General features: G+C 71.8%; 20 protein-coding genes. 11 read left to right on the top strand and 9 right to left on the bottom strand.

What is annotated here, in order from left to right; genetic code table 11:
• Positions 1-65: 65 nt before the first annotated feature.
• A complete protein-coding gene (locus AC060L_RS15420; protein WP_483799299.1) occupies positions 66-1214 on the top strand; it encodes a serine hydrolase domain-containing protein in 1149 nt (382 codons plus the stop codon).
• 54 nt (positions 1215-1268) lie between these two features.
• Here the strand turns inward: AC060L_RS15420 and AC060L_RS15415 are convergent, their stop codons facing one another.
• On the bottom strand, positions 1269-1493 hold the full coding sequence (locus tag AC060L_RS15415) for a hypothetical protein (protein ID WP_483799298.1): 225 nt from the start codon (positions 1491-1493) through the stop codon (positions 1269-1271).
• Between the two features lie 172 nt (positions 1494-1665).
• Here AC060L_RS15415 and AC060L_RS15410 point away from each other — a divergent pair, with 172 nt between their 5' ends.
• On the top strand, positions 1666-2532 hold the full coding sequence (locus tag AC060L_RS15410) for a GyrI-like domain-containing protein (protein ID WP_483799297.1): 867 nt from the start codon (positions 1666-1668) through the stop codon (positions 2530-2532).
• Between the two features lie 125 nt (positions 2533-2657).
• Positions 2658-3944, top strand: a complete 1287-nt coding sequence (locus AC060L_RS15405; protein ID WP_483799296.1) for a M23 family metallopeptidase — start codon at positions 2658-2660, stop codon at positions 3942-3944.
• Between the two features lie 87 nt (positions 3945-4031).
• Here AC060L_RS15405 and AC060L_RS15400 read toward each other — a convergent pair whose 3' ends face one another.
• Together AC060L_RS15400 and AC060L_RS15395 are read right to left on the bottom strand one after the other, a co-directional pair.
• Positions 4032-7106, bottom strand: coding sequence for a hypothetical protein (locus tag AC060L_RS15400; protein ID WP_483799295.1), 3075 nt, complete (start codon positions 7104-7106; stop codon positions 4032-4034).
• Positions 7107-7319: 213 nt separating this feature from the next.
• Positions 7320-8873, bottom strand: a complete 1554-nt coding sequence (locus AC060L_RS15395; RefSeq protein WP_483799294.1) for a carboxylesterase/lipase family protein — start codon at positions 8871-8873, stop codon at positions 7320-7322.
• 76 nt (positions 8874-8949) lie between these two features.
• On the opposite strand from AC060L_RS15395, the gene AC060L_RS15390 reads away from it, so the two are divergent.
• The gene (locus AC060L_RS15390; protein WP_483799293.1) at positions 8950-9585 is read left to right on the top strand and encodes a nucleoside/nucleotide kinase family protein; all 636 of its coding nucleotides are present in this window, start codon (positions 8950-8952) and stop codon (positions 9583-9585) included.
• A 7-nt stretch (positions 9586-9592) separates the two neighbouring features.
• Here the strand turns inward: AC060L_RS15390 and AC060L_RS15385 are convergent, their stop codons facing one another.
• Positions 9593-10384 carry an inositol monophosphatase family protein gene (locus AC060L_RS15385; RefSeq protein ID WP_483799292.1) on the bottom strand — a complete coding sequence of 264 codons (792 nt, stop codon included), beginning with the start codon at positions 10382-10384 and terminating at the stop codon, positions 9593-9595.
• A 101-nt stretch (positions 10385-10485) separates the two neighbouring features.
• On the opposite strand from AC060L_RS15385, the gene AC060L_RS15380 reads away from it, so the two are divergent.
• Positions 10486-11493, top strand: a complete 1008-nt coding sequence (locus AC060L_RS15380) for an Lrp/AsnC family transcriptional regulator (protein ID WP_483799291.1) — start codon at positions 10486-10488, stop codon at positions 11491-11493.
• Positions 11494-11524: 31 nt separating this feature from the next.
• Here the strand turns inward: AC060L_RS15380 and AC060L_RS15375 are convergent, their stop codons facing one another.
• Complete coding sequence (locus tag AC060L_RS15375) at positions 11525-12028, bottom strand: hypothetical protein (RefSeq protein ID WP_483799290.1); 504 nt, start codon at positions 12026-12028, stop codon at positions 11525-11527.
• A 245-nt stretch (positions 12029-12273) separates the two neighbouring features.
• On the opposite strand from AC060L_RS15375, the gene AC060L_RS15370 reads away from it, so the two are divergent.
• Positions 12274-13716, top strand: a complete 1443-nt coding sequence (locus AC060L_RS15370; RefSeq protein ID WP_483799289.1) for a choice-of-anchor A family protein — start codon at positions 12274-12276, stop codon at positions 13714-13716.
• Between the two features lie 86 nt (positions 13717-13802).
• Here the strand turns inward: AC060L_RS15370 and kynU are convergent, their stop codons facing one another.
• Together kynU and AC060L_RS15360 are read right to left on the bottom strand one after the other, a co-directional pair.
• Positions 13803-15065: a kynureninase gene (gene kynU, locus AC060L_RS15365; protein WP_483799288.1), complete on the bottom strand. Its 1263-nt coding sequence runs from the start codon at positions 15063-15065 to the stop codon at positions 13803-13805.
• Positions 15062-15910, bottom strand: coding sequence for a tryptophan 2,3-dioxygenase (locus AC060L_RS15360; RefSeq protein WP_483799287.1), 849 nt, complete (start codon positions 15908-15910; stop codon positions 15062-15064). Before AC060L_RS15360 ends, kynU begins: the two co-directional genes overlap by 4 nt.
• Before the next feature lie 135 nt (positions 15911-16045).
• On the opposite strand from AC060L_RS15360, the gene AC060L_RS15355 reads away from it, so the two are divergent.
• The gene (locus AC060L_RS15355; protein WP_483799286.1) at positions 16046-16519 is read left to right on the top strand and encodes an Lrp/AsnC family transcriptional regulator; all 474 of its coding nucleotides are present in this window, start codon (positions 16046-16048) and stop codon (positions 16517-16519) included.
• 46 nt (positions 16520-16565) lie between these two features.
• Here the strand turns inward: AC060L_RS15355 and AC060L_RS15350 are convergent, their stop codons facing one another.
• A complete protein-coding gene (locus tag AC060L_RS15350) occupies positions 16566-17207 on the bottom strand; it encodes a MarC family protein (protein WP_483799285.1) in 642 nt (213 codons plus the stop codon).
• 51 nt (positions 17208-17258) lie between these two features.
• Complete coding sequence (locus AC060L_RS15345; protein WP_483799284.1) at positions 17259-17534, bottom strand: barstar family protein; 276 nt, start codon at positions 17532-17534, stop codon at positions 17259-17261.
• Between the two features lie 127 nt (positions 17535-17661).
• On the opposite strand from AC060L_RS15345, the gene AC060L_RS15340 reads away from it, so the two are divergent.
• The 4 genes from AC060L_RS15340 (at position 17662) to AC060L_RS15325 (ending at position 20755) form a co-directional block, all read left to right on the top strand.
• Entirely contained in the window at positions 17662-18204 is a 543-nt protein-coding gene (locus AC060L_RS15340) for a DoxX family protein (protein ID WP_483799283.1), read from the top strand.
• 218 nt (positions 18205-18422) lie between these two features.
• Positions 18423-19334 carry an undecaprenyl-diphosphate phosphatase gene (locus AC060L_RS15335; RefSeq protein WP_483799282.1) on the top strand — a complete coding sequence of 304 codons (912 nt, stop codon included), beginning with the start codon at positions 18423-18425 and terminating at the stop codon, positions 19332-19334.
• 116 nt (positions 19335-19450) lie between these two features.
• Positions 19451-20080, top strand: a complete 630-nt coding sequence (locus AC060L_RS15330; RefSeq protein ID WP_483799281.1) for a hypothetical protein — start codon at positions 19451-19453, stop codon at positions 20078-20080.
• Positions 20081-20176: 96 nt separating this feature from the next.
• Positions 20177-20755 carry a Uma2 family endonuclease gene (locus AC060L_RS15325; RefSeq protein WP_483799280.1) on the top strand — a complete coding sequence of 193 codons (579 nt, stop codon included), beginning with the start codon at positions 20177-20179 and terminating at the stop codon, positions 20753-20755.
• The last annotated feature ends 64 nt before the right edge of the window (positions 20756-20819 follow it).

Here is a 20819-nt window from a genome sequence, read left to right as displayed (position 1 = left end):
GACCGCGCGATTCGAATCATGCAGACCCGGTTCACAGGCGGCCCGTTGGCCGTAGCATCCCAGGCATGACCGAGACTTCCCGGCTTTCCACAGCGGCGTCGCCGAAGAACCCGGCGCAGGAACGCATCCAGGAGATCCTCGACGAACTCACCGCCTCGGGCGAGGAGGTCGGCCTCCAGGCCGCTGCCTACCTGGACGGTGAGCTCGTGGTGGACGCCTGGTCGGGCATCGCCGACCAGCAGACCGGCCGGCCGATGGACGGTGACACGCTCGTCCCGTCCTGGTCCACCGGCAAGGGCGTCGCGGCGGCCCTGGTGGCCGTCCTGGTGGACCGTGGCCTGCTGAGCTACGACACCCCGATCGCCGACCACTGGCCCGAGTTCGCCCGCCACGGCAAGGCCGGCATCACGCTCGGCCTGCTGCTCTCGCACTCGGCCGGCCTGCCGCAGCTGCGCGCTGACCTGACGGCCCCCGAACTCTTCGACGTCCCCGCCCAGGCAGCCTGGCTCGCCGAGCAGCCACCGCTCTGGGAGCCGGGCACCGCGACCGGCTACCACGGCTGGACCTACGGCATCCTGCTCGCCGAGTTCCTGCGCCGGGCCACCGGCCGCAGCTGCGACGAGCTGCTGCGCGACGAACTCGCCACGCCGCTCGGCCTCGCGGACGACCTGCTCTTCTCCGTCCCCGCCCACCTGCTGCCGCGACTGGCCACCTGCTACGACGACGGCTGGGCCGACCGGCTGCGCTCGATGCCGCCGGACGCCCCGTTCCGCACCTTCGCCCCGGCCGCCGTGCTGCCGGTCGCCGAGCTGGCCAACCGTGCGGACTTCCGCCGCACCGCGCTGCCGGCCAACGCCACCATGACCGCCCGCGCGGCGGCCCGGATGTACGCGGCACTGGCCTGCGACGGCGAGTTGGACGGCCTGCGGCTGCTCTCCGCCGCCACCCTGCGCGAGGCCACCGCCGAGCGGACCACCGGCGCCGACCGGCTGCTCGGCTTCCTGCTCCCCAAGTCCTACGGCTTCATGCTCGGCGGCGACGGCAGCGCGATCCGCAGCGACACCGGCTTCGGTACCAACGGCTCCGGGGGCAGCGGCGCGGGAGCCGATCCGGCGCTGCGGTTCTCCTTCGCCCTGACCCGGACCCGGATGTCGGTGAACCAGCTCGACACCCGGCTGGTCAACGAGGTGCGAGCGGCCCTGGCACTGAACTGATCTGACCAGATCTGACCTGGGGCCTGGGCCTGGGCCTGTCGGCTGAGTGCCGGCTCAGCCCAGGTTCTGGATCGCGGAGGCGGTCCCGTCACCGGTCGCGGTTGTGCCGTTGGCGGGCTGCTGGCCGCCGAGCAGCGGGCTGAGCAGCGTCGCGTTGCCGAGCATGTTGGGCGTCTTGCCGTCCCCGTGCAGGGCGTCGGCATGGGCGGCGGGGGCTGCCAGGGAGGCGGCGAAGCCGACGGCGAGGGACGCGACGGCGAGCATGCTGCGCTTCTTCATGCCCTGCCCAACGCGCCGTCAGCCCGAAAGTCACGGGTGTACGGGTGTACGGGTGTGAGGTGAGCCGTGTCGTGCACCGGCCTCGGCCCACCCGACCGGAGCGGGCACAGGATGTCGGGTGCGGCAGGGTGGGTCCTTCCTAGGTTGGTGAGCGCAAGGGAAGGAGACCAGGTTGCTTGAGCCGCTGAACCGGGCCCTGGAGCACATCGAGGGCCACCTCGACCAGGCCATCGAGACGGCCGAGCTGGCGCGGATCGCCATGACGTCGGAGTACCACTTCCGGCGGATGTTCTCCGCGCTGGCCGGGATGCCGCTGTCGGAGTACGTCCGGCGCCGGCGGCTGACCGTCGCGGGCGCCGAGGTGCTGGCGGGGGACCGGACGCTGCTGGAGATCGCGGTGCGCTACGGCTACACGTCCGGTGAGGCGTTCGCCCGTGCGTTCCGCGCCGTGCACGGCATCGGGCCCGGCGAGGCCCGGCGCACCGGTGCGGCTCTGCACTCGCAACCACGGATGTCCTTCCGCCTCATCGTCGAAGGGACCAGCAGCATGCGCTACCGGATCGTGGAGAAGGACGAGTTCCGGGTCGTCGGGCGGAAGGGGCGGGTCCCGATGATCCACGAGGGGGTCAACCCGCACATCGCCGAGCTCATCAAGAGCGTCGGGCCGGAGGCGGTGCAGCGCATCGCGAGCCTGTCCGACCAGGAGCCGGAGGGGATCCTCTCGGTGATCCAGTACTTCTCGGAGAGCCGCGAGGAGGGCATCGAGTTCGACTACTACCACGCGGCGGTGACCGGCGCCGAGGCCCCGGAGGACCTCGACGTGCTGGTCTGCCCGGCCGGGACCTGGGCCGTCTTCGAGAACACCGGCCCGTATCCGCAGGCGCTGCAGGAGATGTGGCGGGACGTGGCCACCCAGTGGTTCCCGTCCAACCCGTACGCCTACCGGCCCGGGCCGGAGATCCTGCGCACCCGGCCGTCGCAGGACTGGACGGAGTCGGACAGCCAGCTGTGGATCCCGGTCGAGCGCACCACCACCTGACCGGCGCCGGGCGGACAGCCCCAGAGTCCGTCCGCCCAGCCCCGTCCGCCCGCCCCGTCCGCCCGGCCCCGGCCGCCGCCCGTAGGCTGCCCGTTGAGCTGGGCCATCACGGGGGGAACAACCGCATGACGACGAACGACCGCACGACCACGGTGACACTGGAACAGGAGCGGCTGCGCGCCTGGCTGACCGGCCCGGAGCTCGACCCGGCGCTCTTCGCCCCGGGCTTCATCGACCGGCTGACCCCCGAGTTCCTCTCCGACCTGCGCGGCGCGCTGTACGAGCAGTGCGGCGAACTGCTCGCGATCACCGCCGACGGCGCCTCGGGCGTCCACTGGCTGGAGTGCGAGCGCGGCTTCGCCCGGGTGGTCGTCAACCTCTCCGCCGACGGCCTGATCTCGCTGCTCTGGCTCGGCCTCGACGAGCCGACCGGCCCAGCGCACCCGCACCCGCCGCGCCCACTGCGCGAGCGCTACCTCACCCCGCTGCTCGCGCTCACCGTCCCGTACGCCGGTGTGCCCCTGTTCGCCGTCTCGGGCCTGCTGGCCGTCACCCGGATCTCCGCCGGTCAGGAACTCGTCGCCACGCTGGCGCTGTTCGTGATCAGCTGGCTGGGCGCGCCCTGGGCCTGGACCAGCCAGTACACCCGGACGGCCAGCGCGGTCGTCACGCTCGTGCTGACCGCGCTGATCGCGATCCGGATGACCACGCTGCCCACCGGCCACGTCACGCCCGAGGGCGTGGGCTTCGGCGTGCTCGTTGCGGCGGTCGCGGTCGCCAGGCTGGCCACCACACGCGAGCCGGCCTCCGCGATCAGCCCGCTGTCGATCGGCAACCCCCTCCCCGGCACCCGCGCGCTGGTGCTCCAGGGCGGCGGCCCGGCGGTCAACCAGCATGCCGGCGTGCCGATCCAGCGCTACGCGCTCGACGTGATCGGCCTCAGCCGTACCGGCGCCCGGGCCCGGACCCCGCTGCCGCGCCGGCTGGACGCGTTCCACGTCTACGGCGCCACGGTGGCCGCCCCCTGCGACGCGACGGTGATCGCCTGCGTGGACGGCTTCGACGACCAGCCGGCCCAGGTCAGCCCGTGGGAGCACGAGCCGTTGGCCAACCAGCCCGCCACGGGCAACCACCTCGCGCTGCTGGTCGGTTCACCGCACCCCGGCGCCGACCGCGTGGTGGTGCTGCTCGCGCACCTGCGCAAGGACAGCCTGCTGGTCCGGGTGGGCGACACCGTGACGGCCGGTCAGCCACTGGCCGAGGTCGGCAACTCGGGCAACACCACCGAGCCGCACCTGCACATCCACGCCGAGGCCCGGACCACCGGCGACCGTGCCCTCGTCCCGGTCCCGCTCCGGCTCGCCCACCAGCCGAACCGCCCACTGCTGCGCGGCGCCCGCCTCGACCGCTGAGCCAAACAGCGTGCCGGCTGAGCAGTGCGGTTGGCGTCACCGGGCTGCTGGGTCCAGTGAGTCCCGGAGCCCGCCTCGTGCCCTTGCTCAGGCAGCCGAAGCCGCGGGTCCGGGTGGTTGGGGCGTGCTTGCCTGTGTGGCGGCCAGTGGCCAACGTGTTGCCACCCGGGGGCGACCAGGATTGGCCATACCCCAGTCGCCTCTGAACCGTTCGATGCACGACAAGGTGATCTCCGGGCTCAGCGCCATGAGTTGGCGGGCAGTGGCCAGGCTGCTGAGGGCCTTGTGCCCGGCGTCGGGTTGTTCCGCGGTGGTCAGTCGATCGCTGATTCCGGCCGCTTGGAAGAAGTCGAGCAGAGTTGCCGCGAACAGCATGAAGGCTGCCAGCTCCTGGGTCAGACGCCCCGGATCCGAGCTGCCGGGCATCACCGAGACGGGTGGTTGACCTCCCGCCGCGGTGCCGGCCAGGGCCTGTAGGTCGCTGTGCCAGCGCTCGAAGTCGGGTGTGGTTGCCCGCGCCGGAGCGATATCGGCGATCGTCTTGAGTAGTTCGAGGCCGGTGGCGTCGCGCGGGTTTCGCATCAGCTCGTACCGGACCGCTCGGATTCTGGCATCGCCTTCACTCCGGCACAGCTCCAGCACCGACCGGCTGACTTCGAGTTCGCCGTTCTCGTCCGTGCCTGCGACAAGCTGGCGGGCGGTGCGGTGCAGATCCCGGGCCAGCCCGCCGGACATGACGTAGCAGAGGCAGACGAACGGCTCCGTCCATTGCGCTGCCAGGCCGTAAAGGATTTTCCGGGTGTCATCGAGGTCCAGGTGCGCCAATGCCAGGACGTCGTCGAAGGAACTGTCGAAGACGTCGCGGAACGGGGCTCCGTGGCGCTCGAATCTGGCGGCGGCGTCTTCCGACACCGAGACCAGGTAGAAGCAGCCCGGCGTGCCGAAGACGGCCTTGACGTCGTTGAGGAAGTCCTCGACCTTCTCGGCGGATCGAAGCTTGTCCAGCTCATCGATGCCGATGATCACGTCGTCGGTCTTCGTCACGGTGTTCAGCAGGGCCTTGAGCTCGTCGACGACCTCCGGGAAGGTCTTCAGCCGCTCTGCCGCCGTACTGCCTTGCTTCCGTGCGGCCTCGAGGCCGAGGGGGAGCTGGGAAGGGCCGGTCAGCCTCAAGGTCCTCGAGTGTTCGGTGCTGCTGGTCCGTTGGTAGTGGACCTGCCGCAGTCCTTCGATCGCCGCCTCGCGCTGCTCGGTCGTGTAGTAACGCAACCGGCCGAACTCCAGAGCGACCGGCCACGTCGGCTCGAACTCCAGAATGACCTGCTGCTTCAGCGCTGCCCGCAGCGTGACCACCAGCTGAACGCTGCCAGCGGTCAGTAGCAGACCTCCGATCAGTGGCCAGCCGCTGGCGTGCCAGCCGCCAGCGAAGACCAGGAGAGGCAGGCCCACTGCCAGCGAAACGCTGAACGCGAGGCAGTACCAATCCGTCGGTGGCCTCATGTATGCCAGTCTCAGCTGGTCGGGCGGCTCGGGCCCACGGTACAGACGTCTCAGCTCGTCGGGTGGCCTGGGCCCACGGTACAGACGTCTCAGCTCGTCGGGCGGCCAGGGCCCACGGTACAGACGTCTCAGCTCGTCGGGCGGCCAGGGCCCAGGGTACGGCCGGTCCTGGTAGGGGGATGCCGGTATCAATTCGCTTGTCAGGGCAAGACCCAGGAAACTCACGGAAAGGCAGAGCAGTCCCGCACTGAGCCAGGCGAGCGGGCTGAGCGACGCCTGCAGCATCCGATGCAGCGCCCAGGCCAGCAGTCCGACGCCTGCGATCGCCGCGGCCGGCCCAACGAGCATGGCCACCCGCCACCAGAGAGGAGAGAGCGCCTCGGTGCGCTCCAGCTCCGCGCGGGCCGTACCGTCGAGGGCTTGTTTGGCCTCTGTCCGTCCCCCAAGAACCTTCTCGCAGACCTTCGCATAGAGATGGAGTACGAACTCGTCCGCCCGATAGTCCACCGGTGCCGGGACCATGACACCCATTCTCGTTCTGGGTCGCTCCTCCGTGTCGTCCTGTCGCTGATCAGGCGCGATCGCCATACTCAGCTGCGGGGCACCGGTGAAGCACTTGATCAGCGTGGACTTTCCCACACCTCGCGGCCCGGCGATTCCGATGCTGCCGCCCTGGCGCTGCCGGATCATTCGCTCCAGCCGGGTGAACCCGGGGGTGATGACGGGCGAGTCATTGGTCAGGGTTTCACGTAGTCCGGTGGTGTTCATCACTTGCATGACAGGCGCGAAAGACGCATCCCGAGCCGTGTTCACCGCGGTCAGGGCGAACGTCAGCATCGCGGACTCCAGTACCTGCGCTATCTCACGCCGAGCGGTCTCCCAGGAGGTCTCCAACGCCCGGTACTCCAGTTGCTCCTGGGCACGCGGTAGCTGGCTACTGAGAACGGCCACCTCCTCCTTCTCGATGCTGGTGACGGTCTGCCGACATGCCGAGAGTTCGCGTAGCGCCTCTTCTCTCAGCCATGTGCCCGAAGCCGCCAGCAGGTCATCGGGCAGGTCACCCGTCGGATCCGATCTGCGGAATCGATACCAGCGGAAGTGTGCCCGTGTGCTGCTCGCCGCACGTGTCCGCATGCTCTGGTCCGCGCCCGCCGACAGCCGCTCAGAGGCACTCGCGCGGAGTGCCCGAGTCTTCACCAGCGCTTCTGCCAGACGTCTGCGAGCCTCGCCGTCGTCGGTCAGAACGTCCACCGAGGCGAGCTCGAAGAGTGTCCGATCTGCTCCCCGTAGTTTCTCCGCAGTGCCAACCAGCCAGGTCAAGTAACCGAGTCTGGCGGTGTCGGAGGCCAGCGTGGTCACCAGGAGGTCGTTCAGGCGTAGCCGGGCCGCTCGGGCTCGCTCCATCTGGTCGGCTGTCTGCGCCCAGATCACGTCGCGCTGTTCCCGGATGACGTCCTTCAGCTCCGGACGTTCCTGTACCGGTTCCAACTGTCTGACTATGTCTTCCCTGTCACACACGCTGTCGAGGGTGCGGTCGAACAGCTCGGCTTCATCAAGCTCATACGGACCGCGGGACAGCCGGGCGAGCGGTACAGAGGGTGCGCCAAGATCCTGCAGATTCGCGTCGATGCCTAATCCCTCGTCTGATTTCTCAGTGTCCATGGGTGCCATCTCCTCATGCCGAACGGAGGCACCTGGCTGGATCGCATGCCGCAAGGCACATATTTTCACGCGGCTTCGGACGGCGGTCCCGCCTGGACCAGTTCGGCCACTGACCGCTATCGCTGCACAACAGAACGAGGCTGTGTGGCTCGCGCTCAGTGAAGCTCTGTCTCCACACTGGCACTACGCTGTCGAATTGGCCAGGGTATCGAGTTATCGAAGGTGGTCCCAGAAACCGCAGTTGTGCTCGGCTCCCAGGTCCACTGGCCCGCTTTCGATCGGCGCGGGGGCGAAGGCGTGCACCTCGGCGCCGGAGAAGCGCGGCCACGGCACGTGCCCGGTGTTCGCGAAGGCGGCCCAGGCCCGGATCATCTGCGCCGAGAGGTCCCGCTGCGCTGCGGTGGCCGGCCCGGGAGCGCCCGTGACGTCGAAGAGGTACGGCAACTCCGAGGCGTGGTAGGCGCCGTAGTCGAACGGCGGCAGGCCCGGCGGCACGGCCGGTGCCGGGTCCGCGAACTCGTACGCGTAGACCCGGGTCCGCGCGGCGAGCAGCTGGTCGCCGGTCAGCGTCGGGCAGGACCAGATCCGGTCGGTGGCCACCGCCGCCCAGGCCAGCGCGGGTGACGGGTACGCGGAGACGGGGTAGCGGGCCGCGACCTGGGCCCCGCCCAGCTCGCCGAAGCTCGCGGTGAGCAACTGCTGGTAGCGCTGCGCGGTGATCGGCGCGGCGGCGTCCACCAAGGCGGCGAAGAGCCGGTGTTCGTTCAGATTGCCGCCCGAGAGCACCGGCACCCGGCGGAACCGGCCCTCCCGCAGCGCCTGCGCGGGCTCGATCGGCAGCAGCGGGGTGTCGTAGGCGAGCCGGCCGAACGCCGCGTCGTACGGGCTCAGCCGGTCCACCGGCAGGGCGCGCAGGCAGTCCACCGAGGTACAGCCGAGCTGCGCGGCCGCCTGGGCGCCCGCCGCCTCGACGGCCGCGCGGCTGGTCCACGGCGTGCCGGCCGCGATGCCGGGGGAGAAGAGGTCGTTCGGGAAGCTCTGCAGGCAGGACCCGCTCTGGATCACGGCCCGGTCGAAGAGCCGGTCGGCGGCGGGCGAGGTGAGCAGCGAGCAGGTGCTCATCGCGCCCGCCGACTGCCCGGCGAGCGTGACGGCATCGGGATCGCCGCCGAACGCGGCCGCGTTCTGCCGCACCCAGCGCAGCGCGGCCAGTTGGTCGGCCAGCCCGAAGTCGCCGGAGCCGGCCAGGCCCGGGTAGCCGAAGTAACCGAACACCCCGAGGCGGTAGTTGACGGTCACCACGACCAGGTCGCCGGCCTCGGCCAGCCGGTGCGGGTCGTAGTCGCTGCCGGCGCCGCTGAGGAACCCGCCGCCGTGCAGCCAGACCACCACCGGGCGGTGCGCGGCGTGCGCAGGCGTCGTCACGTTCAGGTACAGGCAGTCCTCGCTGCCGCCCGCGCCGCCCAGCACGCCGATGCCCGGCGCCTGCGGGCAGCTGTTGCCGGGCGCGGTCGCGTCCCGCACGCCCGGCCAGGGCTCGACCGGCTGCGGATCGCGCCAGCGCAGCGCGCCGACCGGGGGAGCTGCGTACGGGATGCCCTGGAACGTGCGGTAGCCGGGGTGCGCACTGCCGCGCACCAGCCCCGAGCCGGTCGCGGCCAGCACATCCCCACTGCTGACCGCACCGGTGGCGGCCGAGGCCGCCGGGCCGGGCAGCGCGAACGCGGCGAGAAGCACGGCGATCACGCCGGCGATGATCTTCGACACCGAGCAGTCTCCGTTCAGCGAAGGAGCCGACCAGGGTTTCGACAGCATCGCCAGCCTAACGAGGCATCATGTGATCATGCGTCTGCACCCCATCAGCTGGACCAAGCTCACCGGTGAACTCGCCGACCGCGTCGAGCGGTTGCAGCCCGCCGACGGCGGCGCCTGGCCGCGCGTCGCCGTGGACGGCGCGCCGGCGGCGCAGCCCGAGCGGCTCGCCGAGGCGCTGGCCGGGGAGCTGCGGCTGCGCGGGCTCGCGGTGCAGCGGGTGCGCGCGCAGGGGTTCCTGCGGCCGGCCTCGCTGCGGCTGGAGTACGGGCACCAGGACGCCGACGCGTACTACGACCTCTGGCTCGACGACAACGCGCTGTTCCGCGAGGTGTTCACCCCGCTCGACCCCGGCGGCACCGGCCGGGTGCTGCCCGACCTGCGCGACCCGGTCACCGATCGGGCCACCCGCAGCCCGTACCGCGAGCTCGCCCCGGGCACTGTGCTGCTGCTGGACGGGCCGTTGCTGCTCGGGCGCTGGTTCCCGTTCGATCTGACGGTCCACCTGCGGATGTCCGCGCCCGCGCTGGCCCGCCGCACCGCCGAGCCCGAGCAGTGGACGCTGCCGGCCTTCGCCCGCTACGAGGCCGAGGTCGACCCGGCCCAGGCCGCCGACGTCCTGGTCCGCGCCGACGACCCCGCCCACCCCGCCTGGAACCAGCCGTAGGCCCGTACTAGCCCACCGTCGCCAGCAGCTCCAGCAGCCGCGCCCGCTGCTGCGCCGGCGCGGCCAGGAACCCGTCCGCCGCCGGCGTCCAGGGCGCGCCCTGCGCGTCGGTCACCGATGCGCCCGCCTCGGCGGCGATCAGCGCGCCGGGGAGCAGGTTGGTGCCGTCCCGGCCGTACTCCCAGAACGCGTCCAGGTGCCCCGAGCCGACCTGGGCGACCTGGAGCGCCGTCGGCCCGAGGTTGCGCACCGCGAGCACGCCGCCGCCGAGCACCGCCGTCAGCGACTCGCCGGCCCGGCGCAGCGCGACCGGATCCCCGGCGGCGGTCGGCGGCTGGCTCGTGCCGAGGACGGCGGTGGCCGTCTCGCGCGGTGAGGGCGTGACGGGCTGCCCGTTCAGCAGCGCGCCGCCGCCCCGGACGGCGGTGTAGGTGAAGCCGAGCACCGGCGCGTGGACCACGGCCAGCACGGCCTCGCCGTCGCGCAGCAGGGTGGCCGTGACCGCCCACTGCGGCTGGCCGAGCAGGTACTGAACGGCGCCGTCGGTCGCGTCGCAGAGCCACCACTCGCCCGTGACCGGCAGCGCGGTCTCCAGCTCGTCCTCGATCCAGCCCGCCGCCGGCCGCAGCGCCGTCAGCCGCTCGCGCAGCAGCGCCGAGGCCGGCCCGTCCAGCGCCGCGAACGCGGCCATCGTCTCGTCCAGGGTGCTGCCGGCGACCGGCCGGCCGCTCTGCCGTTCGGCCAGCCCGGCGCCGACCTCGCGCACCGCCGCTTCGACCTGCTCCACCAGCCGTTCCATGGCCTGCCTCCTCGCTCGTTTCCTCCGCTGGAGACAGGAGTACCGTCGGAGCGGCAGAAGACGGCGTTGCTACCCGCCACAGCGGCGGAGATCGGACAGCGATGCACAGCGATTCGGCGGATCCGGACAGCACCCTCGACCTGCTCGACCGCCGACTGGTCAACGCGCTGCAACTCGACGGCCGCGCCGAACCCGGCCGGATCGCCGAGGTGCTCGGCGTCTCGGTGCGCACGGTGACCCGCCGGCTGGCCCGGCTGCGCGAGACCGGCGTGCTGCGCGTCGTGCTGATGACCGGTGCCGAGGACGAGGCGATCGGCGCGCTGCTGCTGCGGGTACGGGTGCTGCGCGGCCGGGTCGCGGCGGTCGCGGACGCGCTGGCGGCCCGCGCCGACGTGCCGTTCGTGGACCTGATGCTCGGCGGCGAGGAGGTCAGTGCCGTCGTGCTGACCGACGAGGCCGGGCGCGACCGGCTGCTCTATCGCCAGCTGCCCGGCACCGACGCGGTGACCGAGACGACCGTGCACGCGGTGCTGCACCTCTTCGCGGACGCCGGCCAGTGGCAGGCCGGGCTGCTCGACGCCGAGCAGGCCGCCGCGCTGGCCCCGCCGCCGCGCCCGCGCCCGCCGCGGCTGGACCCCGGCGCGCTGGACGAGCTGGACCGCGCGCTGCTCGCCGAGCTGACCGGGGACGCCCGCTGCTCGGCCGCCGCGCTCGCCGGGGCGGTCGGCGCGCCGGAGTCCACCGTCCGCCGACGGCTGCGCCGGCTGGACGAGGCCGGGCTGCTGCGCACCCATGCGACCGTGGAACCGCGCCTGCTGGGCATGGCGGTGGACGCCAACCTCTGGCTCTCACTGCCGCCGGGCCGACTCGCCGAGGCCGGCAGGGTGCTGGCCGCGCATCCGCAGGTGCACGGCGTGCTGGCGACCAGCGGGCCGCACAACCTGATGGCCGCCGTCTTCTGCCCGGACTACGCGGGGCTGTACCGGTTCACCACCGAGGTGCTCGGCCCGCTCGGCGCCGACCGGGTGGAGACCGCGATCGTGGGACGGGCGGTCAAGCGGGCCGGCGTCCGACTCATCAGGCCGGGGGTACGCCGGGACCGGAGCTGAGCGCGAGCCGGGCGTCAGATTGACTCGGGTGTCAGACGTGGGTGGTGGAGCCCGGGCGGACCACCATCAGCACCGTCACCACGGCCCAGAGCAGCGAGAACATCCCGGTGCTCATGGTGAGCAGCTTCAGCCCGCCGACCGCCTTCACGGCGTCGGCCTCGGCATCGCCGGCCAGGGCGGCGACCACGGCCTCCTGGCGGGGGAGCACCAGCACCAGCAGCACCAGGGCGGCGATCACGGTCAGCACCAGCGAGGTGATCAGCCAGGGGCTGCCCATCACGCCCATCACCTGCGCGAGGCCCACGCCGAGCACCGGCACGGCGAGCCCGATCAGCGCGTACACCTGGGTGATCCGGTAGAGCAGCTTCACCGAGGCGGCCGCCTCGGCCTGCTCGCCGGCCTGCTCGGTGCCGCCGCCGGCGAGTGCGGCCAGTGCGGTCCGGGCCTTGCGCGGGAACATGCTCGCGGCCACCGTCACCGGGCCGATCGCCACGATCGCGGCGAGGACGTGCAGGCTCAACAGGAACTTGGCCATGGGAGTTACGACTGCCTTCGGGTTGGTGCGAGGGGCTCGGACGGAACCCCGCCCGGCACGCTAACACCCGCGCGCTGCGCCCATGACAGCCGGTCTGCCGTTACCCCGGGCGGGGGAATTGTCGGCTTGGCCCGCTCGCCTCCCGGCGCTGCCTGAGCTGCCACCGCCCCGGGCCCGCTTTGGATGACCAAGGGCGGCCCGACGGGTCGGACGAGCAGACAGTCGGACAACTCGGAGGTATGAAGATGAGACAGTCGCACCGACCCGCGAGACCCGTGCTGCTGGCAGCGGTGACCGTCGCCGCGCTGGCGCTCCCGGTCTCGGCAGCCGTGGCCGTGCCACTGCCATCGCCCCTCGGGCCGTGCGGCGGCCCGCAGTGCCCGAGTACCTGGAACCCGCCGAACAACGGCAACTTCGCCGGCCGCGATGCGAACGTCAACATCTTCGCCGGCGGCAACTACACGGTCACCGGTCGGGCAGCCGAGGCCGAGGGCTGGGTCGTCGCCCTGGGCAACCTGACGGTGGACAAGAACGGCGGCGGGCTCTTCAACATGGGCGTGGTCGGCGTCGGCTCCCGGGTGCCGCCGCCCGACGGCGCCGACTTCGTCTCGGTCGGTGGCAACGTGCTGGTGGAGCCGGCCAGCAGGGTCGAGATCGGCGGCTCCGACGCCACCACGACCGCCTGGGGGAACCTGCGCTACGGCGGCACCAGCACCGGCACGGTCACGCTGGCGCCGACCGGGCAGCAGATCCACGACACCGGCGTCGGCGCGAAGTACGCGCCGCTGCGGACCACGATCGAGACCTTCTCCGCCTGCTCCGCCGAGGCGACCGCCACCGGCACCGTCACGGTCACCAACAGCGAGGCGACGTTCCGGGGCGACGGCACGAGCAGCCGCCAGGTCTTCAACGTCAACCAGAACCTCGCGAGCGGCAACGGTGGCCAGATCGGGCTGGTCTTCCGGAACATCCCGGCCGGTGCGACCGTGATCGTCAACATGCTTCCGGAGCACGCGGTGATCAACACCTACAGCGGCACCGGTGAGCCGAACGACCCGCTGACCGCGCTGCGGCCCAAGCTGCTGTGGAACTTCCCGACCTCCTCGACCGCGCGGATCACCGGCGGCGCGCAGTTCCAGGGCTCGGTCATGGCGGGCAACCCGAACGGGACCACCACGCTGGAAACCCCGGGCGTCAACGGCCGGGTGTACGTGGCCGGGAACCTGGTGCAGACCAGCAACGGCGGCGGCTACGAGCTGCACGCCTACCCGTTCGACGGCGACCTGCCGGACTGCTCCTCACCGACGCCGACGCCGACGCCTACCCCGACTCCGACACCCACTCCCACGCCTACCCCGACACCCACGCCCACACCAACGCCAACGCCCACCCCGACTCCGACCCCCACGCCGACGCCCAGTCCGACCCCGACCCCCACCCCCACGTCGAGCCCGACGCCCACCAAGACCGCGACCCCCACCGCCGGCCCCACCGTGAGTCCCACGGGCTGGCCCACGGGTGGCCGGCCGAGCAGGACGTGGACGCGCACCCCCAGCGCGAGCAGCAGCGGCAGCCTGCCGAACACCGGTGAGGGGGCGACCTGGCCGATCATCGGCACCGCCGGCACGCTCCTGCTCGGCGGAGCGATCGCGCTGGTCGTCAGCCGCCGCCGGGGCCGCCACAGCTGACCCGGACGGCCGTGAACGACAGCTGCCAGTGACAGCCCTCGGCGAGGGCCGTCACCGGCAGCAGAACTTCGCCCGCCAGCGGCGCGTCAGGTCACCGCGCCCCGCCGGCCGAACCGCTCCTCGCGCCAGACGCCGCTCGCCAGCACCTCGCGCACCGCCGTCGCCGCGTCCCACGCGTCCACGTGGGACAGGTAGAGCGGCGTGAAGCCGAACCGCATCAGATCGGGCGAGCGGAAGTCGCCGATCACGCCGCGCTCGATCAGCGCCTGCACGACCGGGAACCCACCGTCCGCGTGCCGGATCGACACCTGGCTGCCGCGCTGCTCGGGCCGGCGGGGCGTGACGATCTCCAGATCGCCGAGCTGTTCCATGAAGATCCCGGTCAGCGCGAGGCTCTTCGCCCGCACCTGCGCCAGGTCCACCCGCTCCCAGACCTCCAGCGTCGCCCGCAGCCCGGCCAGCGCGAGCAGCGAGGGGAAGCTGGTGAGGAACTGTCCGATCCCCTCGGCCGAGCGGTACTTCGGGTCGAAGGCGAACGGCTCGGCGTGTCCGAACCAGCCGGTCAGCGGCTGGTCGGCGGCCGCGTGGTGGCGCTCGGCGGCGTAGAGGAAGCCCGGCGCGCACGGCCCGGCGTTCAGGTACTTGTACGTGCAGCCGACCGCGAAGTCCACGTCGCAGGCGGCCAGTTCGATCGGCAGCGCACCGACCGAGTGGCACACGTCCCAGATCATCAGCGCGCCCGCGCGGTGCACCCGCTCGGTGATCCCGGCCATGTCGAGCAGCACGCCGGTGCGGTAGTCGACGTGCGAGAGCAGCACGACGGCCACGCCGTCGTCCAGGTGCGCGTCCAGATCGTCCGCCGAGGGCAGCAGCACGCTGCGGGCGCCGTCGAAGAGCCCGGTGACACCCTCGGCGATGTAGAGGTCGGTCGGGAAGGCGGCCGCCTCGGCGAGCACCTTGTGCCGCCCGGGGCGCAGCCGCAGTGCGGCGGTCAGCAGCTTGAACAGGTTCACCGAGACGGTGTCGCAGACCACCACCTCGCCAGCGCCGGCGCCGATCAGCGGGGCGATCCGGTCGCCGAGCGTGTAGGGGAAGTCGGTCCAGCCGTGCTTGTTCCAGCTGGTGATCAGGTCCCGGCCCCACTCCTCCTCGACGGTCCGGCGGACCACCTCGGGCGTGCGCACCGGCAGCACACCGAGCGAGTTGCCGTCCAGATAGATGCCGTTCGCGGGGAGGGTGAACTCCGCGCGGAAGCCGGCCAGCGGGTCGGCCGCGTCGAGCGCGGCGCACTCCGCGCGCGAGCCGGGCAGGGAGATGCCGGGCAGGGAGACGTCGGGTACCGGGTTCACAGCGCTCCTCGGACGGTCCACAGTTCGGGGAAGACATCCTGGTCGGCGGCGGCCTTCAGCCAGCTCAGACCGCTCGAGCCGCCGGTGCCGGGCTTGGCGCCCATCGAGCGCTTCACCGAAGCGTAGTGCCGCTGGCGCCAGCGGGTGACCCGCTCGGCGGTGTCGAGCAGTGCCTCGCCGAGTGCGGCCAGATCGGCCTTCGCCGGGTCGGTGTAGACGGCGAGCCAGGCCTGCTCGACCGTCTCGCTCGGCCGGTAGCGGCCGGTGCCGGGCTCGATGTCGCCGAGCTCGAGTCCACGGCGGGCCAGCAGCGCGAGCGCGTCGTCGTACAGGCTCGGACCGCGCAGCGCGGCGGTCAGCTCCTGGTGCACCGCCGGCGCGCCCTGGTACATCTCCAGCAGCCGTTCGGACTTGTTGCCGACCAGGAACTCCAGGTGCAGGAACGTCGAGGACTGGAAGCCGGAGGCCTCGCCGAGCACCGGGCGGAACGCGGTGAACTCGACCGGGGTGAGCGTGGCGAGCAGCTCCCAGGAGCTGTTCAGCACGTCCTGTGCCTGCGTGCCACGGCGCAGCGCGGCGAGCGTGCCGGTCAGGTCGTCCTCGCGCAGCGCGTGCTGGGCCTTGGTCCACTCGTGCCGCAGCAGGTCGAAGAGGAGTTCCATCACCTGCGTGGTGATGATGAACGAGAGCTCGGCGTCGACCTTGCTGCGCGGCTGCTGGAGCGTGTGCAGGACGTCGAGGCGGGCGTAGCGCTCGTAGGGTGTCGCGCCGCTCTGCTCGTCCGCACCCGGGTCCCGGGCGGGGTCGAAGGCCAGATTCGGCGTGTGGATCGTGGGCCGTGTCATGGTCGTTTTTCTCCCCCTTGGCGGCTGGTCACGACTATTGTGCGGCGGGTTCTCCAGCCGTTGAATGGGCGTTGACGACGCGATCCGGGCGGGCGCCTTCCATCCGAAAGGTGTTTTCCTGGTATCGCCTGTCATATGACAACAGCACTGGATCCACCATCGGAGCACCACCAGATGGACGCACTCGACCGCCGCCTGCTCGCCGAGCTCCAGGCCGACGCCCGGCTCTCCTACAACGAGCTCTCCCGCCGGGTCAGCCTCTCGCCACCCGCCGTCGCCGAGCGGGTCCGCCGGCTGGAGGCGGACGGCGTGATCGGCGGCTACCACGCGCACGTGGACCTGGGCCGGGCCGGACTGCCGATCACCGCGCTGGTCCAGGTGCAGTGCTACGGGCCGCGCTGCGTGCTGCGCGACCCGCAGGTGGCGCAGTGGCCCGAGGTGCTCCAACTGCACCGGGTCACCGGCGGAGCCTGCTGCGTGCTGCTGGTCGCGGTCTCGCAGATGGCCGACTTCGAGGCGCTGATCGACCGGCTGGCCGGTTACGGGCAGCCGGCCAGCTCGATGATCCTCTCCAGCCCGGTGCCCTGGCGGCCGGTCACCCCGCCGTAAACCGGCAGTCGCTCAGACCCCGCAGTCGCTCGGTGCCCGTAGCCGCTCAGTGCCCGCCGGGGCCGGCAAACGGGACGCCGAGTCCCGCCAGGCCGTTCAGGAACAGCTCCACGCCGACCGCGGCCAGCAGCAGGCCGAGCAGCCGGGAGAGCACCTCCAGCGAGGTCTGGTGGGTGCGCCGCAGCAGCGGGGCCAGCAGCAGCACGCAGACCGTGTTGATCGCCACGACGGCGAGGTACGAGCCGGCCACCGTGCTCCGCCAGCTCCAGGTGTCCTTGGCCAGCGACTCGACCAGCACCGCCGTCATCGCCAGCGGGCTCGCCACGTACGGCAGCAGCAGCTCGCGCACGCCCTCGGCCAGCGGGTTGCTGAGCTGGTCCTGCTCGTCCTCCGGCGTGCTGCCCAGGTGCAGGCCGAGCACCAGCCCGACCGCGTAGAGGAAGAAGATCACCCCGCCGGCCAGTTGCAGCGACTCGTCGCTGACGTGGAAGAACGCGGTGATCGCGTCCGCGCAGAACGCCATCAGCCCGCCGACCAGTGCGGCCAGCACCGAGCTGACCAGCACCAGCCGGTGCATCTCGGCCACCGACCGGGTGCGGCTCAGCTGCGCGTAGGCGAGCAGGATCTTGGGCGGGCCGACCACGGCGAAGAACGTGATGAAGGTGCTGCTCAGGTTGAGGACGGACATCCACCCAGCATGATCGAGTGCTCCCACCGGGCCGGGGACGCCGCACCGGGATCAGCCGAGCCGGACTGTGACTCCGCTCTCACGCAGCAGGTCCACCACCGCGCGGGCGTAGCCGGGCGGCAGTGCGGGGGCGCCGGCGGCCACCGGGTAGTCGTGCCAGACCAGCGTGAACGGCGGCACCGGGCCGAAGCCGCCGCGCAGGCAGTCGGCGAGTGCGTCCAGATTGCTGCCGTAGTAACCGCCCGGTCCGTTCAGCGCGGCGCCGAGCGCGGCGTACAGCGTGGCCCGGTCGGCGACCCGTGAGCCGTCCAGCTGGTATTCGGTCATGCCTTCATTCTGCGGCCCGCCGCGTGCCCCGCCGCGTCCCCCGGATGGCCTACCCGGGTCGAGGACCGGGCCGCCGTCCGGTGGGATGGAGCCGGGGGCCGAGCAGCCGGCAGAGAAGAGGCACGACATGGGCTGCGTCAACCGCAAGGACCTCGGGCTGCTGATTCTGCGAACGGCCGTCGGCGGTGTGCTCATCGGCCACGGCACCCAGAAGCTCTTCGGCTGGTTCGGTGGCGGCGGTATCGAGGGCACCGCGAAGGGCATGGAGGCGATGGGCTTCAAGCCCGGCGGTCAGGCGGCGCTCGCGGCCGGGCTCGGCGAGGCCGGTGGCGGTGCGCTGCTGGTGGCCGGGCTGGCCACGCCGGTCGCCGGGCCGATCGTGGCGGGCACCATGGCCGGCGCGACGGCGGTCCACTTCCAGCACGGCTTCTTCGCCACCAAGGGCGGCTTCGAGTACCCGGCGCTGCTCGGCGTCTGCGGGCTGGCGATCGGCCTGTCCGGAGCCGGGCGGTACTCGCTCGACCACCTGACCGGGCACGCCCTGGACCGCCCCCGGATCGGCGCGATCGCCTTCGTGCTGGCCGCGATCGGGGCGGCGAAGGTGGTCGCCAAGCGCGAGGAGGCGGTCGCGGCCGCCGCTGCGGCCGCGATGGAGTCGGAGCCGGAGTGACCGCACCGGTGCGAGCCGATCGCAGGCCGATCCCAGGCTGATTCCAGGAGAAGATGATCAAAATATGACCATGGGATGAACTCGGGCCCCTCCCGGCTTGGCGTCTACAGATCTGTAGTACGTTCTCGCTGGGAGGGGCCTGAGGCTGTGCAGCCGCGCCTCGGTACGCTGTCGCCTTCCGACGAAGACGACCCGTACCGCAGAGCTGAGGGTGTGCGATGTCCCTGACCTACCCGGAATCCATCGGCGTGGGCCTGTTGCAAGGCGTGACCGAGCTCTTCCCGGTCTCCAGCCTCGGGCACAGCATCCTGCTCCCCGCGCTGATCGGCGGCAGTGTCAAGCACGACCTCGACATGACCTCCCCCAACTCCCAGTACCTGACCGTGCTGGTCGGCCTGCACCTGGCCACCGCACTCGCCCTGGTCGCGTACTTCCGCAAGGACTGGGTCCGGGTGATCGGCGGTCTGGTCAGCTCGATACGCGAGCGCCGAATAGAGACGGTCGAGCAGCGGCTCGCCTGGCTGCTGATCGTCGGCACCATCCCGGTCGGCATCGCCGGTCTGGTCGCCGAGAAGGCCCTGCGCTCGGCCCTCGGCAAGCCGGTCCCCGCCGCCGTCTTCCTCGCGCTCAACGGCATCGTGCTGCTCTTCGCCGACCGGCTCAAGCGCGGCGGTGGCGGCCGCCGGCGGGCCGGACAGCACGTCGGGCACACCCCGGGCGTGGACCCGGACATCGAGTCGGACCGCCGCCTCGCCAAGCTGAGCCTGCGCCAGGGCACCTGGATCGGCGCCGCGCAGATCCTCGCGCTGCTGCCCGGCATCAGCCGCTCCGGCGTCACCATGAGCACCGGCATCCTGCGCGGCCTCAACCACGAGGACGCGGCTCGCTTCTCCTTCCTGCTCGCCACCCCGGTGATCCTCGCCGCCTCGGTGCTCAAGCTCCCCGAGCTGCTCAAGCCGGAGAACGCCGGCATACGCGGCCCGCTGGTCGCCGGCTCGATCGCGGCCTTCGTGGCGGGCTACGTCTCGGTGAAGTTCCTCACCAAGTACTTCGAGAACCGCAGCCTGACCCCGTTCGCGATCTACTGCATGGTCGCCGGCGTCGGCAGCGCGGTCTACCTGAGCATGTGACGGCCACTGCGGGCTCGTGACGGCGCGTCACGCGGACGGGCGCGCTCCGCTGGCCGGTCCGTCCGGCCCCGCGCAGGGTGAGGGGTGACCCCAGCCCTGCGCACGATGAGGCCGCCATGAACCGCACCACGCACGCCGTCCCACCCAGCCGTACCCGCACCGCCCCGGTCGCCCTAGCGCTCGGGGCGGTGCTCTGCGCGGTGGGCGCACTGGCGGGCTGCTCGTCCAGCAAGCCCGCCGTCACGCCGAGCGCCAGCGCCCGGGTGAGCTCGCTCCTCTCCGCGCTCCCGTCGGGCGCGGGCTCGGCGGCGTCCTCGGCCGCGTCCTCGGTGGCCTCGGCGCTCCAGTCCGGCGCCTCCTCACTCCAGTCCGCGGTCAGCTCGGCGACCGCCGCGGGTGGCTCCGCCGCCTCCTCCGCGCTCGCCTCGGCCCAGTCCGCGGCCTCCTCGGCGCTGGCCGGCGCGACCGCCGGCCTCGACGCCACCGGCGACATCACGCTCGGCACGGTCAGCATCAACTCCTCGGGCGACGCGACGGTCCAGCTCACCGTCGCCAACCAGCAGTCCGAGGCAAAGAGCTACGTGATCCAGGTCGACTTCAAGGACACCTCCGGCAACCTGCTCGACGTCGTCGCCGTCACCGCCGCCTCCGTCCCGGCCGGCCAGAGCGCCACCGCCACGGCCACCAGCCACCGCACGCTCTCGGGCACCGTCACGGCGAGCGTGGCCAACGCGCTGCGGTACTGAGAAACGCGGCAATCACTCTTCGGAGTGACCCATGCGGGGATCGTGCCCGCTACGCTGGCCCTGTCGGTGAGGATCACGCCCATGGGAGGAAACACCATGACTGCCGCACCCGACTGGCTGATTCCGCCGGCGGAGGGGTACTTCGCCGAGGATCTCGACCACCTGCCCGACCTCCCGCCGCACACGGAGTTGCTCGACGGGAGCCTGGTTTTCGTGAGTCCGCAGAAGTACTTTCACTCGCTGGCCATTGACCTGCTGGTTCACGGCCTCCGAGTTGCAGCACCGCCGGATCTCCGGGTGGCGCGCGAGATGACCGTGACACTCGGCAGGCGTGACCGTCCCGAGCCCGACCTCTGCGTCGTGCGGGCTGCGGCTGTCACGGCGGAATTGGACGAGACCGGCTACGAGGCTGCCGACGTGCTGCTCGCAGTGGAGGTGGTCTCGCCGGATTCCCTCGTGCGGGACCGCGAGGTCAAGCCGCGCAAGTACGCCCAAGCGGGTATCCGGTACTTCTGGCTGGTGGAGAAGGGCGAGGCCGGACGACCGGTGGTCTACACGTTCGAGTTGGAGCCGGTGACCAAGACGTACGTGGCGACCGGGGTCCACCACCTTCGGCTGAAGACGGGCTTCCCGTTCGACGTCGACATCGACCTCACCGCCATCGGTCGCCTCTGACCCACCGCGGGGGGGGGGACGCAAGAGGTAGGAAGGCGGGGGGGGGGTAATGAGAATGGCGTCC

Source organism: Kitasatospora sp. NEAU-69, from assembly GCF_057158765.1.
Note: the sequence above shows the minus strand (reverse complement) of the source record. Positions and strands in the feature narration are given on the sequence as shown.

What these genes read in the sequence shown, in the direction of transcription:
- AC060L_RS15420 (WP_483799299.1), top strand. Translation starts at nt 66, where the DNA reads ATGACCGAGACTTCCCGGCTTTCCACAGCGGCGTCGCCGAAGAACCCG.
- AC060L_RS15415 (WP_483799298.1), bottom strand. Translation starts at nt 1,493, where the DNA reads ATGAAGAAGCGCAGCATGCTCGCCGTCGCGTCCCTCGCCGTCGGCTTC.
- AC060L_RS15405 (WP_483799296.1), top strand. Translation starts at nt 2,658, where the DNA reads ATGACGACGAACGACCGCACGACCACGGTGACACTGGAACAGGAGCGG.
- AC060L_RS15400 (WP_483799295.1), bottom strand. Translation starts at nt 7,106, where the DNA reads ATGGACACTGAGAAATCAGACGAGGGATTAGGCATCGACGCGAATCTG.
- AC060L_RS15390 (WP_483799293.1), top strand. Translation starts at nt 8,950, where the DNA reads ATGCGTCTGCACCCCATCAGCTGGACCAAGCTCACCGGTGAACTCGCC.
- AC060L_RS15385 (WP_483799292.1), bottom strand. Translation starts at nt 10,384, where the DNA reads ATGGAACGGCTGGTGGAGCAGGTCGAAGCGGCGGTGCGCGAGGTCGGC.
- AC060L_RS15380 (WP_483799291.1), top strand. Translation starts at nt 10,486, where the DNA reads ATGCACAGCGATTCGGCGGATCCGGACAGCACCCTCGACCTGCTCGAC.
- AC060L_RS15375 (WP_483799290.1), bottom strand. Translation starts at nt 12,028, where the DNA reads ATGGCCAAGTTCCTGTTGAGCCTGCACGTCCTCGCCGCGATCGTGGCG.
- AC060L_RS15370 (WP_483799289.1), top strand. Translation starts at nt 12,274, where the DNA reads ATGAGACAGTCGCACCGACCCGCGAGACCCGTGCTGCTGGCAGCGGTG.
- AC060L_RS15360 (WP_483799287.1), bottom strand. Translation starts at nt 15,910, where the DNA reads ATGACACGGCCCACGATCCACACGCCGAATCTGGCCTTCGACCCCGCC.
- AC060L_RS15355 (WP_483799286.1), top strand. Translation starts at nt 16,046, where the DNA reads ATGACAACAGCACTGGATCCACCATCGGAGCACCACCAGATGGACGCA.
- AC060L_RS15350 (WP_483799285.1), bottom strand. Translation starts at nt 17,207, where the DNA reads ATGTCCGTCCTCAACCTGAGCAGCACCTTCATCACGTTCTTCGCCGTG.
- AC060L_RS15345 (WP_483799284.1), bottom strand. Translation starts at nt 17,534, where the DNA reads ATGACCGAATACCAGCTGGACGGCTCACGGGTCGCCGACCGGGCCACG.
- AC060L_RS15340 (WP_483799283.1), top strand. Translation starts at nt 17,662, where the DNA reads ATGGGCTGCGTCAACCGCAAGGACCTCGGGCTGCTGATTCTGCGAACG.
- AC060L_RS15335 (WP_483799282.1), top strand. Translation starts at nt 18,423, where the DNA reads ATGTCCCTGACCTACCCGGAATCCATCGGCGTGGGCCTGTTGCAAGGC.
- AC060L_RS15330 (WP_483799281.1), top strand. Translation starts at nt 19,451, where the DNA reads ATGAACCGCACCACGCACGCCGTCCCACCCAGCCGTACCCGCACCGCC.
- AC060L_RS15325 (WP_483799280.1), top strand. Translation starts at nt 20,177, where the DNA reads ATGACTGCCGCACCCGACTGGCTGATTCCGCCGGCGGAGGGGTACTTC.